Here is a 14,037-nt window from a genome sequence, read left to right on the forward strand (position 1 = left end):
TACTGCCCGCCACTTGGACCGGAAATCCCTGCACCCGATCGTCGTCCATCCGCTTCAGAGCTGTTATCTACGGGTCGAATCGTCTTCGACGATCGCAATCCCGTTGTATCGTGGCCATAGATCCGTATCGAATATTGACCGAACGAGAAAATACTGACTGCCCAGGGTCGATGGCCGCCGACCGGCGCAGCGTTTTATGCCGATAGCGCACCCATCTTCGAAGGTGGCTCCAGTCACCGTCGACGTCCTCGTCGTCTTCGCCATCATCGTCGTGGCGATGGTCCTGTTCGTCACCGAGGTGGTATCGTCCGACGTGACGGCCATAGCGGTGCTCGTCTCACTCGTCGTTCTCGGCGATTACACGGGCGTCTCGGCGATCGCGGCGCTGGGGGGTTTCGCCAATCCCGCGACGGTGACGGTTATCGCCATGTACATCCTGAGCGAGGCGGTCAGGCAGACCGGCATCGTCTCCCGGGTCGGACAGTGGATCGCGGCGGACGCAGCCGGCAGCGAACGGCGGCTGCTCGGTAGCATCCTGGGGACGACCGGCGTGGCCGCCGGTTTCGTCAACAACACGCCCGTCGTGGCCGTGTTCGTCCCGATGGTCCACGACATCGCCGCCGAGACGAACATCTCCCCGTCCAAACTGTTCTTGCCGCTCTCCTACGCGGCGATGCTCGGTGGAACGCTCACCCTCATCGGGACCTCGACGAACCTCGTGGTCAGCGACGTCGCCGGGCGGGCAGGCGCCGCCGGAGTAGCGCCCGAACTGCATGCACTGGGGATGTTCGAGTTTACGCCGCTCGGGATCGTGGTGTTCGTGGTCGGAGTGGGCTATCTCCTGACGGTGGGTCGGTGGCTCACTCCCGCGCGGGTCAGCCCGGAGACCACGCTCGTCGAGGCCTACGACGTGGAACGACATCTGGCACAGGTGGTCGTGCGCGAGGGGTCCCCCCTCGTGGGGAACCCCGTCTCGTCGGTTCGTGATCTGCTGGCCGAACCAGTGACGACCGATGGCTCGGTCGCGGAGCCGATCGATTGCAAGCTCCTTCAGTTGGTTCGCGACGAGGAACCTCAGCACGCGCTCTCCTCGGACGTCCCCCTCGCGGTCGGGGACGTCCTCACCGTTCGCGGCGACCGGCGGAACGTCAACCGGTTCGCCGATCGGTTCGGGCTCCGCCAGTTGCCCCACGAACGCGTCACGGCGGGCGACCTGGACGTCAGAGAGGGGCGAGGCAGTCTGGTGGAGGTCATCGTCCCGGAGGGCTCTCGACTGCACGGTGATACCGTCCACGAGGCGAACCTGGCCGGCTATCACGCCGCGCAGGTGCTCGCGGTTCGGCGCGGCGACAGCGTGCGCACCGCCGACATCGACGAGTACGAGATCGGGGTCGGCGACGCCCTCCTCGTTCAGGTCCGGGAGCGCGACCTCCGATATCTGGTCGAAAACGGCGACCTCGTGGTGGTCCGCGGACTCGGCAAAGAGCTGAGCGAGGACCGAGAACCGACGCCGCTCGAGCCCACGACACCGACCGTGTTCGCAACGGTGGCGCTGGTCGTCGTCATCGCCGCCCTCGGCCTGCTCCCCATCTCTATCGCGGCGCTCGCGGGAGTGGTCGTTCTGTTCGCGACGGATGCGGTCTCGCCGGGAGATGCATATAGCGCGGTGAACTGGAACGTCATCTTCCTCCTCGCCGGCGTCATCCCGCTCGGGGTCGCGCTCACGAACACCGGAGGGGATGCGCTCGTTGCCGAGTTCATCAGTTCGCTCGGCATCGTCCTCCCACCAATCGGGATCCTCGGGGTGGTCTACGTGCTCACGGGATTGCTCGCAGCGATTATCACACCGGTGGCGACCGTGGTCTTGCTCACGCCGGTGGCCATCGACACCGCCATCTCGCTCGGGGTCAATCCGCTCGCGTTCGTCTTCGCCGTCCTGTTCGCGGCGAGTTCCGCGTTCATGACGCCGGTCGGCTACCAGACCAACCTCATGGTCTACGGTCCCGGCGGCTACCGGTTCTCGGACTACCTTCGGGTCGGGACGCCGCTGTTCGCGTTACTCGCCGTCGTTACGACGGTCGGGATCGTCGTCTTCTGGGGTCTGTGATCAACCGAAGAAGCCGGCGAATCTCGGGGCGGCGAACGTCAGTGTCACAGTTGGCTCCTCGTCGGTATCGATCTGGACCGACCCACCCCACTGCGAGACGAAGGTCTGGACGAAGACCAGTTCGGCATGCCCCGACTCCTGGTCGTCGGCTCCAGATTCGAGGATGGTTCGGACGTCCGCCGGCAACCCGGAGCCATTGTGTGCTAACTCGACCGTGACGGCGCCGTTCGTCCGCCCCACGGTGGCCTCGATGACCGGGTCGCTGGTGTCGTTGAAGAGGATCAGTTGCTCGAGGAGGATCTCGAATATCTCCTGGAGGTAAGTCCGTTCGGCGACCACGTCGATACCGGTATCGCTTTTCACCTCGATCGTCGCTATCGGGAAGGTCACGCGAGCGTTCTCGACCGCCCGTTCGAGGACTTCGTCGACCCGACTCCGATGTCCGAACACGAGCGGGACCGTCGAGGTGCTCCCCGTCCCCAGTAACTCGGCGCATCGCTCGCGGAGGTTCCACCTCGTACCGTCGTGGTCGTCGGGATGCTCCGACCGACCGGGTGCCGAACCGGGGCGGACGTCGAACAGCGACCGCTGGACGTCCGCCAGCGAATCCGCCAGCAGCCGCTCCTCCGTGAGACTCCCTGCGATGACGGAGACGGCGACGACGGCCAGCAGGTTGACCGTGGTCTCGAACACCTCGCCGAGGACGGTCTGATGGGGGTCGCTGCCACCGATCCACAGGACGAGTTCGACGGCCTGATGCGACGCCATCAGCCCGAACAGGACGGCCGCCAGGAGGATTCGGCTGTCCCGGACCACGTAGCTGAACGTCACGGCGAGCCCGGTTCCGATCAGTAGCACCGCGAGTGGAAGGAGGGTGAACATGACGAGAAACACGGTGTCCGATGGCATTTCGTTTCGATCGAAGAGTCGTCTGTCGGTCGCTTAATGCGTTTGGTATCGCGGTTCGGCGCCGCTCACTCTCCGCGGCTCGCGTCGACGTCGATGGCGTCGACCGGACAGACGTCGACACAGAGCATGCAGTCGATGCAGTCTGGCTGTCGCGCCGGGTCGGCCTTCCGCGTGCTGGCTGGATGGTCGGGCGTCTCGACCCAGTCGAAGACGTCGACGGGGCAGTCCTCGACGCAGGCACCATCGGCGATGCACTCGTCGAAGTCGACGGCGACGTGGGTCCCGTGGATCCCCAGCCGTTCCGGCTCGTCGACGGGTCCCCACACGTCGTGTCCCTCGTGTTGATCGACGACCGTCCGGGCGTGATGGAAGTTCGGGTCGATTCCCATGAATTGTCGGTATAACGAGCGCTGGCCCTAAATAGCTGTCAGCACCTGTCAGGTCCGCTCGATGGTCACGTGCCCCTCCGTCACGGCCGTCACGACACCGTCGACCGACGCGTGTTGGGTAGTGCTGATTCCCCCGGGGCCAGGCTCGGCGATGACGTCGCCACGTTCGACCTCGTCGCCCGGCGAGACGGTGGCCTGGCTCCGCTCGACGACGCCCTCGAGAGCCTCGTTCGTGATGAGGGGGACCCTGACGTACGGTGGCTCCACCCGGACCGGCTCCGTCTCGAACTCCCGGCCCTTCCAGGCCGCCGGTCCGAGGATGTTGATACGGCCACCGCCGAGGGTGTTCTGTGCTGCCAGTTCGTGGTCGATGATGAGGAGACAGTTCGTCCGCTTTCGGGTACCGAACCGATCCGGCCGCCGTTCTATCTCGAAACTCCAGCCCGGCCCGCCGTCCGCCAGGACCTCGCCGTCACCGGGGCCGCCTGGACGACCCGCCTCCGCGAGCAACGTCGTCGCTGGGGTCCCAACCGGGACGTCGAGGAATCGATGGCGTGGGGTGTCGCCGTCGACGTGGACGTACTTCCGGGTGACGGGTTCGTCGTGGGCCAGCGCACGATAGATGTTGTACAGCGACTCGGTGTTCTGGACGATCCAGCCATGATCGAGCGGGAGGTCTTTGCCGATGGTGACGTCGGCCACCATCCGCAGGAGGACACTCTCCATGCCGAACTCGTACCGGTCGTCCGTACACGCGATGACGACGCCTGATTCGGCCGCCGGATCGAGTGGGAGGTCCGCGGGCGTGTACACCGTCGCGTCGGTACGCTCCTCGAGTGACCCGAGCCACACGCCCCGGTAGGATTCTTTGGTCCCGACGACGACCAGGTCGAGGAACTCCTCCAGGAGCCAGTCGATGATGGCCGAGAGCTCTCCCGCGTGCTCGCGGCCCAGATACCGGTCTTTGACGAAATTGGGCTCGCTCTCCTGGTGGTTGATGAGGAGGGCGTCTACCTCGTCGACGCGTTCCCACTTCGCGTACGCGGGAAATCCGGCTCCACCGGCACCCGCCACCCCCGCATCCCGGACCGCCGATGCAAGCGTCGCTTCGTCGACGGACGCAGTCGGCAATTGGCCGTCAGCCATACCCGTATATATTGGGTATCTGGTTGATAAACTCTCACAATTGACTGCTAACCGACATGAACGCCCGCCGTCCATCGGTAGTCGACTGACAGAGCGGAACTTCGGCCGGTTCGGCCGGGCCGGTTATTCGCGGCGCTTGCCCGCGCCAGTGCTCGGACGGACCCGCTCGGTGCCCGTGCCGCGCTTGCGGAGGCCACGGCCACGGTCACCCGCCTTCGTCAGGCCGCGAAGGGCACGCCCGTCGTGGGCGTCGTCACAGATCCAGTTGAGGTCGTCGTCGTTCTGGATGGCCGGATGATTCGGATCGAGGAGGATCACTTCGAACCACTTCTGGCTGCCGTCTTCGCCGACCCAGTAGGAGTTGAGCACGCGGAGGTTGCGGAACTTTCGCGTCGCGCGCTCTTCGGCGATGCGCTGAAGGTTCTTCTTGCGGCCGATGCGGTTGACGCCCTGTCGCTTCGAGCGCCGGCCGGCCTTGTGCCGGGACTGGCGGGCCGTCCCCTTGCGGACGCTGACGCGAGCGACGACGACGCCCTGTTTCGCCTTGTAGCCCAGTTCGCGGGCCGCGTCGAGGCGGGTGGGGCGCTCGATGCGTTCGATTGCACCTTCCTGTCGCCACTCCTGTTTCCGTTGCCACTGCAGCTCTGCGAGTTTCCCGTCGCCCGGGTTCTTCCAGGCGTCTTTGATGTGGGAGTAGAAGCTCCGTGCCATGGTTGTTTGCTCGCGGGCGTTTGGTGGTTCAATCCGCACGTGGCGGATCACATCCCGTCCCGATCTGTATCGGGGGCCCGCTGGAGCCCGCTCACCAGCGAGATACGAACGAATCGGGGCGGTTCGAGTAAAAGGACTTCGGAATGCGGTCACTCGTCGGCGAGCTCCGACTCGACCGACGGATCGTGCTCGAAGCGCAGCGGTGGGGTGTCGTCGGTCGCGAGCCCGAGCAGCGTGCCCGAACGTTCGTCGTCCTCGACGGTGAAGACGACCCACACCGTCTCCGACTGGTCCGGTTTGAGCAGGATCGGGAAGCCGTCGTCGGTATCCGCGAGTTCGCGCGGGCTTCGGATGGTGTCGTTCGCGGCGAACCCGACCATCTCGGCCCCGAACGGTTTCGCCGTCTCGCCGTGATTGGTCAGACGCATGTGAACCACGACGAACTGCGACCCCTTCGGCGCCTCGTACTTCGTCTCGTTGGCGGTGGTCAGTGATGACCGCGTCTCTGCGTTCCAGGCCACCGCCACGGCGTCGTCGCCGGTCCCGGCGAGCGAGACGGCGGTCACCGTGAAGTCGTCGCCGCTACCGCCTCCCCCCAGGCCCAGCGCGTCTGCCGGGACTGCACCGATCGACCCGAGCGGGCCGAGACCGACCCCCATCGATTGGGCGCCGACTATCCCGACGGCGACGACACCGACGACGATCAGGAGGACGGTGAGCGCTCGCGTGGGGATCGGTGGGGGAGAGGGGTGGCGCAAGACCGCCGGGACGGCCGAGGGGATCGGGAGTCGCTCGATCAGGGAGTCCGACTGCGTCGAGAACTCCTCGACGAGGTCTTCGAGTCCTTCCTCGGCCACCGTCGCTTCGAGTGCTGTGGTATCGAGCAGGTGGACGTCGTTCGCCGTTGCGATCCGCTCGGCATCGTCGCTGAACTCGCCACGCGTCGCGACGACCCCGACGTCGACGTTCTTGGCGTCGCAGATGCCGACCAGCGACTGAACGGGTTTGCCAGCGACGGTCTCGTCCTCGGCCGGGACGACGAGCATGAGTCCACGCTCGCCGCTCCCCTTGTCGCCGGTGATCATGAACTGGCCCGGGTCCTCTTCCGCGACGCCGGTGTTCCAGCCGCGTTGCTCCCAGACCTCCGAGAGGAACTCGACGAATCCCCGGTCGTCCATGGCGTCGAACACAGCTTAGCCCCCCCATCGACAGTGCGGTCGGGGATGTCCGGGCCCGTACATCGTTGCGTTGCGTATCTGTGTTTGCTCCCGGTAATAAACCATTGGGCCTGTCCCGGCCGTCCGGGTGTGATGGTTGTTTATAGGGGTCACGATACATCACCAGCCATGGACAAGTGGAAGCGCCGAACGTTGCTGTATTCGGCCGCGCTGCTCGCGATCATGTTCGGCTTTGCCGTCTTCTACCACGTCGGGATGATCGTCTACGAGGGCGGGTCCGATGGCTTTCTTCACTCCCTGCAGATCGTCGTGGAGACGTTCACTACGACGGGATTCGGCTCCGATGCGCCCTGGTCTTCGCATGTGATGAACCTGTTCGTCATCGTGATGGACCTCACGGGGGTCGCGCTCATCTTCCTCGCCTTCCCCGTTCTCGTGTTCCCCCTCCTCCAGGATGCCCTCTCCACGACGGTCCCCCGGTCAGTCGACGACGACCTCACCGACCACGTGGTGATCTGTATGTACACACCGCGTGCCGAACCCCTGATCGACGAACTCGAATCGAGGGCCGTCCAGTACGTCATCGTCGAACCCGACCGCGACCAGGCCGTCGATCTCCTGGAGCAGGGGTACGACGTCGTGTACGGCGATCCGGAATCGGCTGCGGCCCTCGAGGGCGCTCGGCTCGGGTCGGCACGGGCGCTGGTCGCGGACCTCTCGGATCGCGTGGACACGAGCATCGTCCTCACCGCCCGCGAGGTCGACGAGGACGTCCACATCGTCAGCATCCTCGAAGATCCAGAGCACGCGAACTACCACCGTCTCGCGGGGGCCAATGACGTCCTCTCGCCCCGACCGCTCCTCGGTCGAAGTCTCGCTTCGCGAGTGACGGCCTCGGTCTCCTCGGATCTGGACAGCGGCATCGAGATCGGTGCGGATTTCGAGATCGCCGAACTGCCGGTTCATCGAGGCAGCCCGCTGGTTGGCGAGACGCTCGCGGGGAGTGGCATCCGGGAGAGCACCGGCGTCAACGTCATCGGTGCCTGGTTTCGAGGCACCTTCGAGAGCCCACCACCGCCGGACGCGACCATCACGAACGGAACCGTGCTCCTCGTCACCGGTCACGAGAAGGCACTCGAACACCTCAAAGAACGGACCCTGTCCGAGATGCGGCCGTACCAGCCTGGCGATACCGTCGTCATCGGGTACGGCCAGGTCGGGCGAACGATCACCACTGTCCTCAAAGAGGAGGGGCTCCCCTGCACCGTCGTCGACCGGGAAGCGCACGACGGCGTCGACGTCGTCGGTGACGCGACCGACGTCGACACCCTCCACGAGGCTGGTTGCGAGACGGCGCGGTCTGTCATCCTCGCGTTCCCCGACGACACGACCACCGAGTTCGCGACCCTCGTCATTCGAGAGGAGTTTCCGGCGACGGAGATTATCGCCAGGGCCGACGAGAGCAGGAACGTCACGAAACTCTACCGGGCAGGAGCGGATTACGTCTCCTCACTCGCCACGGTGAGCGGGCGGATGATCGCCGGCACCATCGTGGAGGACGGCGACGTCCTCGCGTACGACAAACAGGTCGAGGTGGTCCGCACGAGTGCACCCTCGCTCGTCGGCAGGACGATCGGGGATGCGCGGGTCCGCTCGCAGACGGGGTGTACCATCATCGGCATCGACCGGGAGGGAGCGGTCCTCACTGACGTCGGGCCGGACGTCCGACTCCAGGTCGGTGACGAACTGATAATCGCCGGCACGGGGGAGGGAATCCGACGGTTCAACGAACTCCTTGGCTGATTCGACGGCCACTTTTCGCCGGTACCCGCGACGCCATCGTGGACCTTTTATCCCGCGTCGGTGTCACAGGCTAGTCGAGATGACCCCGCTGGAAGTCTCTATCCGGTTGGTCGGTGGCGTCCTCCTCATCCTCGCCAACGGCTTCTTCGTGGCCATCGAGTTCGCACTCACCCGGGCCCGTCAGTTCTCGAAGGAGGAGTTCCTCGACGGGTCACCCGGCCTCGAACGCGCCTGGGAGATGACCCAGGACCTGGAGATCTACCTCACGACCTGTCAGGTCGGCATCACCGCCTCGTCCATCGCCGTCGGCATCGTTGCCGAACCAGCACTCGCCGCCCTGTTCGAGCCATACTTCACCGCGACCCCGCTCGCCTCCCTCGGGGCGGGTTCACTCCTCGCGTTCCTCATCATCAATCTCTTGCACCTCACCCACGGGGAACAGACCCCGACCTACCTCGGCGTCGAGCGCTCGCGGCTGGTGAGCCGATACGGTGCGAGACCGCTGTACTGGTTCAACTGGGTGCTCTCGCCACTCATCACGCTGGGCGACTGGATCGCCAAGGCGACACTCCGGCTGTTCGGTATCGAGATGACCGGCGCCTGGCTCGAGACGGAGACGGATGCCCTGGAGAGTCGGGCGGAACTTCGCAACCGTCTCGGATCGGTGCTCGAGGCTGGTGAACTTCCCGAGGAACGTCGTACCGAGGTACTCAATGCCCTCGACGTCGGCGAACTCCCGGTCGCCGAATTGATGGTTCCGGCCGACCAGATCGTCGCCCTCTCGACGACGGCATCCGTCGAGGAGAATCTAGAACGGATCGAACACACGCCCCACACCAGATTCCCACTCGTCGGCGACGAACTGACGGACTTCGAGGGAATCGTCTACGCCCCGTCCATCATCGACCATTACGAACCCCTTCTCGCCGGTGAGACGACCTTCGCCGACGTCGCCGCCCCACCGATGACGCTCTCGGCCGACACCGACGTCAGCGACGCCTACGATCAGTTCCAGGCCGAGGGCCAGGAGCTCGCGCTGGTCGTTCGCGACGGTCAGGTCGTCGGACTCTTCACGGCGACCGACGCTCTGGAGGCGGTCATGGGCCAACTCGAAGACCCGCTCGACCATCGACTCGGGGACTAGGGAGCGTCGACTGGTGGGGTTTTTCCGCCATGGGGCGGGCGGTGCCGTCGTCTCGTGGGCAGCGTTTTGCGTTCGCAGGCCCTACCACGATCCATGCGGGAACTCGTCTTCGCCCTCGCCTACGAGCCGGGCTGTAACCGGGTGGCGGACACCCTCGCTGCGCATCCGGACGCGCGGATCCGCTCGCTCTCCCTGCACGCGACTGCGGACCGTCTCTGGCGGGTCGATCACGCCACCGGATCAGCCGATGCACTCGACGCTCTCGAGGTGGCATTCCTCGAGAGCGACTACGACGCCGACTGCTTGGCTACCGACGATTGCGGTGCCACACAGACCACGGAGGTCGTCGACCGCTCGGCCGACACGCTCGTCCTCTACTCGTACTGGGAACGCACGCCCGCCTGCGTCTCCGTTCCCCATCTCGCACGCGAACATCTCGGGGAGGGGCTGCTGTTCGACACCCGTAACGAGGGCGGTCATTACACATGGCGTATCATCCACCCTGGGGAGGGTGACGTGGCCGCCTTCTTCGACGAACTGGAGACTGCGATCGGTAATTGCGCTCGCCTCGAGTTGCTCAGGTCCACGGACACAGCCGGCTCACAGGGTCTCGATGGTGCGGGGGAGTCGCTGCCAGCCGCGCAGGCGGCCGCCCTCGACGCCGCCGTCGAGCACGGCTACTACGAGTCACCTCGCCGGGTCGACGTCGCTGAACTGGCGACACACCTCGACGTCCCCCGGTCGACGTTAACCTACCGTCTCCGCCGCGCCGAGGAGTATCTGGCGAAAGCGTACGTCTCACGGGAGCGCCCGAACGTCCCCACCTGAGCGGGTCGGTGATACCGCCTCGCTTGTCGTGTGGATCCCAAGTTGGAATATTCCAACCAAGGCTTAACCAGTCGAGTGGCCTACGCCTACGCGATGAGCGACGACGAGAACGCGATGGGCCGGCACCGCGAAAGCGGTCGGAAGCGATCGCTCTCTGTCAGCCTCACCGTGCCGGAGATGGACTGTCCGTCCTGTGCGAAGAAGGTGGACAAGAGCCTGAAGCGACGCGACGGCATCCACGAGGTCACCCTCCAGCCGACGACTGGCACGGCGGCGGTCATGTACGACCCGGACCGCATCGACGAGGCTGCCGTCGTCGCTGCCATCGAGGGTGCGGGATACGATGTCGTTGGCCGTGACGACGATGATGGAGGCGATGCCACCGAGGTGGCTATTGCACCGTCCGCTGCGGTCTGGTCCAGTCCTCGGGCGATCAAGACGTGGATCGGTGCGGTCTTCCTCACCCTCGGCTTGCTCGTCGAGTTCGTCCTCGCTGGCCAGAACGTGGTCGTGGCGAGCGTCCTGAGCTATCCCGTGACCGTCGCCGATGGGTCGTTCCTCGTGGCTATCGTCATCAGCGGGGCACCGGTCGTCCGGAGTGGCTACTACTCGGCGCGGAACCTGAGCCTGGACATCGACCTCCTGATGGGGACGGCTATCATCGCGGCGTCGGCTATTGGCTTCTTCGTCGAGGCCGCGACCCTCGCCGTCCTGTTCAGCATCGCTGAGCTCCTCGAGGACTACGCCATGGACCGGGCCCGCGATTCGCTCCGCGAACTGATGGAACTCTCGCCGCAGGAGGCGACGGTCCGTCGGAACGGGACGGAGGTGACTGTCCCCGCCGAGGACGTCGCCGTCGGTGAGACGGTCGTCGTGCGACCGGGAGAGAAAGTACCACTCGATGGCGTGGTCGTCGAGGGAGAGAGCGCCGTCGACGAGTCACCGATCACTGGTGAGAGTGTCCCCGTCGACAAATCGTCCGGCGACGATGTGTACGCTGGAAGCATCAACGAGGAGGGGTACGTCGAGGTCTCGGTCACGTCGAAGGCGGGTGATTCGACGCTGGCTCACATCATCGCGATGGTTCAGGGGGCTCGCGAGAAGAAGACGGAACGAGAACAGTTCGTCGACCGTTTCGCTGGCTACTACACGCCAACGGTCGTGGTACTGGCCATCCTGACCGCCGCCCTGCCCCCGCTTGTCCTCGGTCTTCACTGGCAGATCTGGTTCATCCGCGGTCTCACCCTGCTGGTCATCGCGTGCCCGTGTGCGTTCGTCATCTCGACACCGGTCTCGGTGGTCTCGGGCATCACGAGCGCCGCGAGGAACGGGGTCCTGATCAAGGGTGGCAACCATCTCGAGGCGATGGGTGCAGTCGACGTCGTCGCCTTCGACAAAACCGGGACGCTTACCAGGGGCGAACTGGCCGTCACGGACGTCGTTCCCTTTGGGGACAACGACGAACAGGCGGTCATCGGGCACGCCGCCGCCCTCGAACGTCGGAGCGAACATCCCATCGCGGCGGCCATCCTCGACCGATTCGGTGGCGTCGATGCTTCCGAGGTCCCGACTCCCACGGCCTTCGAGACGCTACCTGGGAAGGGCGTCCGCGCCGATATCGACGGGGAGACGTACTATGCAGGGACGCCAGCGTTGTTCGAGGAACTCGGTTTCGAGTTCTTGGGTCCGCACAGAGCGACCGATGGCGGCGCGATCACCGCAGGATCCACGGTCGAGGATCCGATGGAAACGCTCGAGGAACTCGAAGCCGCGGGGAAGACGGTGGTCCTCGTCGGTACCGCCTCGACGCTGGTAGGGGCGATCGGGATCGCCGACGAGGTCCGACCGGTCGCTCGCCGCGCTGTCGCCCGACTGCACGAACTGGGAATCGAACACGTGGTGATGCTGACCGGCGACAACGAGGGGACTGCCAGGGCCATCGCCGACGAGGTCGGTGTCGACGCGTTCCGAGCGGAACTCCTCCCCGACGAGAAGGTCGCGGCCGTCGAGTCGTTGCAGGCGGACTACGGCGAGGTGGCGATGGTCGGGGACGGCATCAACGACGCACCCGCACTGGCGACCGCCGACGTCGGCGTCGCGATGGGGGCTGCGGGGACCGACACCGCACTCGAGACGGCGGACATCGCACTGATGACCGACGATCTCGGCAAGCTTCCGTACCTCTACTCGCTGTCGCACACCGCAAACGGCGTGATTCGACAGAACATCTGGTCGAGTCTCGGCGTGAAGGCTCTGTTGGCGGTCGGCGTGCCTTTCGGGTACGTGAGCGTCGCGCTCGCGGTCGTCGTGGGCGACATGGGAATGAGTCTGGGCGTCACCGGGAACGCGATGCGCCTGTCGCGGGTGCGTCCGGAGCGATTCTCCGACTAGTCGCTCGGGTCGACTACGGTTTTTCGACGATGGCTACGGGAGAGCCCGCGCTATCTCCGTTACGGTTGGCCGGCGCCGCCCTTCCGGGGCAGCACCCCATTTGCTATAGCGATATATGGTATATAACGTCGGTATCGAACGGTTCGCTATCGGTGGTAGGATGGCAATCGCGGCGGAGATCGACCGAAAATCCCTCGTCCTACTCCTCGGCCATGGCCGCGAACCCGCGGTCGAGGTCGGCGAGGAGGTCGTCGACGTGCTCGATGCCGACGGAGACACGGATCAATGTGTCCGATATCCCGATCTTCAGGCGCTCTTCTCTGGGAATCGGCTCGTGGGTCATCGCTGCGGGCACCTCGATGAGGCTCTCGACACCGCCGAGACTCACCGCGAGCGTGAACTCATCCAGCCCCTCGAGGAACGCTTTCGCGTCGGCCATCTCGCCTGCCAGTTCGAACGAGAGGATGCCCCCGCCGCCGTTCATCTGCCGTTGGGCGAGGTCGTACTGCGGGTGACTCTCCAGACCGGGGTAATGGACGTCCTGGACCCGGGGGTGGTCGTCGAGGTATTCGGCGATAGTTCGGGCGTTCGACTGGTGGCGCTCCATTCTGAGCGGGAGGGTCTTCAGCCCCCGCAGGAGCAGATAGCTGTCGAACGGGGCGAGCATGTTCCCCAGTGCGATTTGCTGGTTGAACCCGACGGCCTCCGCCACGACCGGATCGTCCGTGATGAGCGCGCCACCCACCGAATCGCTGTGGCCGTTCAGGTACTTCGTCGTACTGTGCACCACCACGTCAGCGCCGAGTTCCAGGGGGCGCTGGACGGCAGGACTGGCGAACGTGTTGTCGACCCCAAAGATCGCTCCGTTATCCTCGCTGATGTCGGCGATGGCCTCGATGTCGCACAATCCCATCAGGGGATTGGTCGGCGTCTCCATCCAGACGAGGGCCGTCTCCGCGCTGACCGCTTCGGCGACGGCGTCCGTCTCGGTGGCATCGACGAATTCGACGTCCACGTGCAACTGGTCGGCGATCAATCCCTCGAACATGCGTCTGGTCCCCGCGTAGAGGTCGTCGAATGCGACGACGTGATCGCCAGGTTCGGCCACCGACAATACCGCACTCGCGATGGCCGCCGTACCGGATCCGAACGCGAACGCTGTCTCGCCCCCTTCGAGCGCAGCGAGTCGTCGTTCCAGGGCATGGCGTGTCGGATTCGAGAGACGGGAGTAAACGAACTCTCCCCGGTCCGGATCGACGTCCTCGAGGCTGAGGTCCGTGTCGAGTCCAGGGAGCGCGTACGTCGAGGAGAGGTGTATCGGAGAGACGACGTCTCCGGGGCCGTCCTCCGGCGTGGCGTGCTCTCCGTAACTCACAGCGAGCGTCTCGAACCGTCGGTCGTCGGGATCGTCCATAATTAACAAAGACAAAC

General features: G+C 65.2%; 11 protein-coding genes. 5 read left to right on the plus strand and 6 right to left on the minus strand.

Annotation, left to right across the window (positions count from 1 at the left end):
• Positions 1-223 precede the first annotated feature (223 nt).
• A complete protein-coding gene (locus HSRCO_RS04250; RefSeq protein ID WP_259519172.1) occupies positions 224-2,107 on the plus strand; it encodes an SLC13 family permease in 1,884 nt (627 codons plus the stop codon).
• Here the strand turns inward: HSRCO_RS04250 and HSRCO_RS04255 are convergent, their stop codons facing one another.
• The 5 genes from HSRCO_RS04255 to HSRCO_RS04275 form a co-directional block, all read right to left on the minus strand.
• A complete protein-coding gene (locus tag HSRCO_RS04255) occupies positions 2,108-3,016 on the minus strand; it encodes an ATP-binding protein (RefSeq protein ID WP_259519173.1) in 909 nt (302 codons plus the stop codon). It lies immediately after the preceding gene.
• A gap of 65 nt (positions 3,017-3,081) precedes the next feature.
• Positions 3,082-3,405: a ferredoxin family protein gene (locus tag HSRCO_RS04260; RefSeq protein ID WP_259519174.1), complete on the minus strand. Its 324-nt coding sequence runs from the start codon at positions 3,403-3,405 to the stop codon at positions 3,082-3,084.
• 48 nt (positions 3,406-3,453) lie between these two features.
• Positions 3,454-4,551 (minus strand): hypothetical protein, encoded by a 1,098-nt coding sequence (locus HSRCO_RS04265; RefSeq protein WP_259519175.1) that lies wholly within the window; start codon positions 4,549-4,551, stop codon positions 3,454-3,456.
• 123 nt (positions 4,552-4,674) lie between these two features.
• Positions 4,675-5,262 carry a 50S ribosomal protein L15e gene (locus HSRCO_RS04270; protein WP_259519176.1) on the minus strand — a complete coding sequence of 196 codons (588 nt, stop codon included), beginning with the start codon at positions 5,260-5,262 and terminating at the stop codon, positions 4,675-4,677.
• 149 nt (positions 5,263-5,411) lie between these two features.
• Complete coding sequence (locus tag HSRCO_RS04275) at positions 5,412-6,452, minus strand: restriction endonuclease (RefSeq protein WP_259519177.1); 1,041 nt, start codon at positions 6,450-6,452, stop codon at positions 5,412-5,414.
• 156 nt (positions 6,453-6,608) lie between these two features.
• Here HSRCO_RS04275 and HSRCO_RS04280 point away from each other — a divergent pair, with 156 nt between their 5' ends.
• The 4 genes from HSRCO_RS04280 to HSRCO_RS04295 all read left to right on the plus strand — a co-directional run bounded on the left by HSRCO_RS04280 (position 6,609) and on the right by HSRCO_RS04295 (position 12,606).
• Positions 6,609-8,243 (plus strand): TrkA family potassium uptake protein, encoded by a 1,635-nt coding sequence (locus HSRCO_RS04280; protein WP_259519178.1) that lies wholly within the window; start codon positions 6,609-6,611, stop codon positions 8,241-8,243.
• Positions 8,244-8,322: 79 nt separating this feature from the next.
• Positions 8,323-9,387: a CNNM domain-containing protein gene (locus HSRCO_RS04285; RefSeq protein ID WP_259519179.1), complete on the plus strand. Its 1,065-nt coding sequence runs from the start codon at positions 8,323-8,325 to the stop codon at positions 9,385-9,387.
• 93 nt (positions 9,388-9,480) lie between these two features.
• Positions 9,481-10,215 carry a helix-turn-helix domain-containing protein gene (locus HSRCO_RS04290; protein WP_259519180.1) on the plus strand — a complete coding sequence of 245 codons (735 nt, stop codon included), beginning with the start codon at positions 9,481-9,483 and terminating at the stop codon, positions 10,213-10,215.
• Between the two features lie 93 nt (positions 10,216-10,308).
• On the plus strand, positions 10,309-12,606 hold the full coding sequence (locus tag HSRCO_RS04295) for a cation-translocating P-type ATPase (protein WP_259519181.1): 2,298 nt from the start codon (positions 10,309-10,311) through the stop codon (positions 12,604-12,606).
• 199 nt (positions 12,607-12,805) lie between these two features.
• Here HSRCO_RS04295 and HSRCO_RS04300 read toward each other — a convergent pair whose 3' ends face one another.
• Positions 12,806-14,020 (minus strand): PLP-dependent aspartate aminotransferase family protein, encoded by a 1,215-nt coding sequence (locus HSRCO_RS04300; RefSeq protein WP_259519182.1) that lies wholly within the window; start codon positions 14,018-14,020, stop codon positions 12,806-12,808.
• Positions 14,021-14,037: the final 17 nt, after the last annotated feature.

The sequence above is a fragment of the Halanaeroarchaeum sp. HSR-CO genome, from assembly GCF_024972755.1.
Classification (GTDB): domain Archaea; phylum Halobacteriota; class Halobacteria; order Halobacteriales; family Halobacteriaceae; genus Halanaeroarchaeum.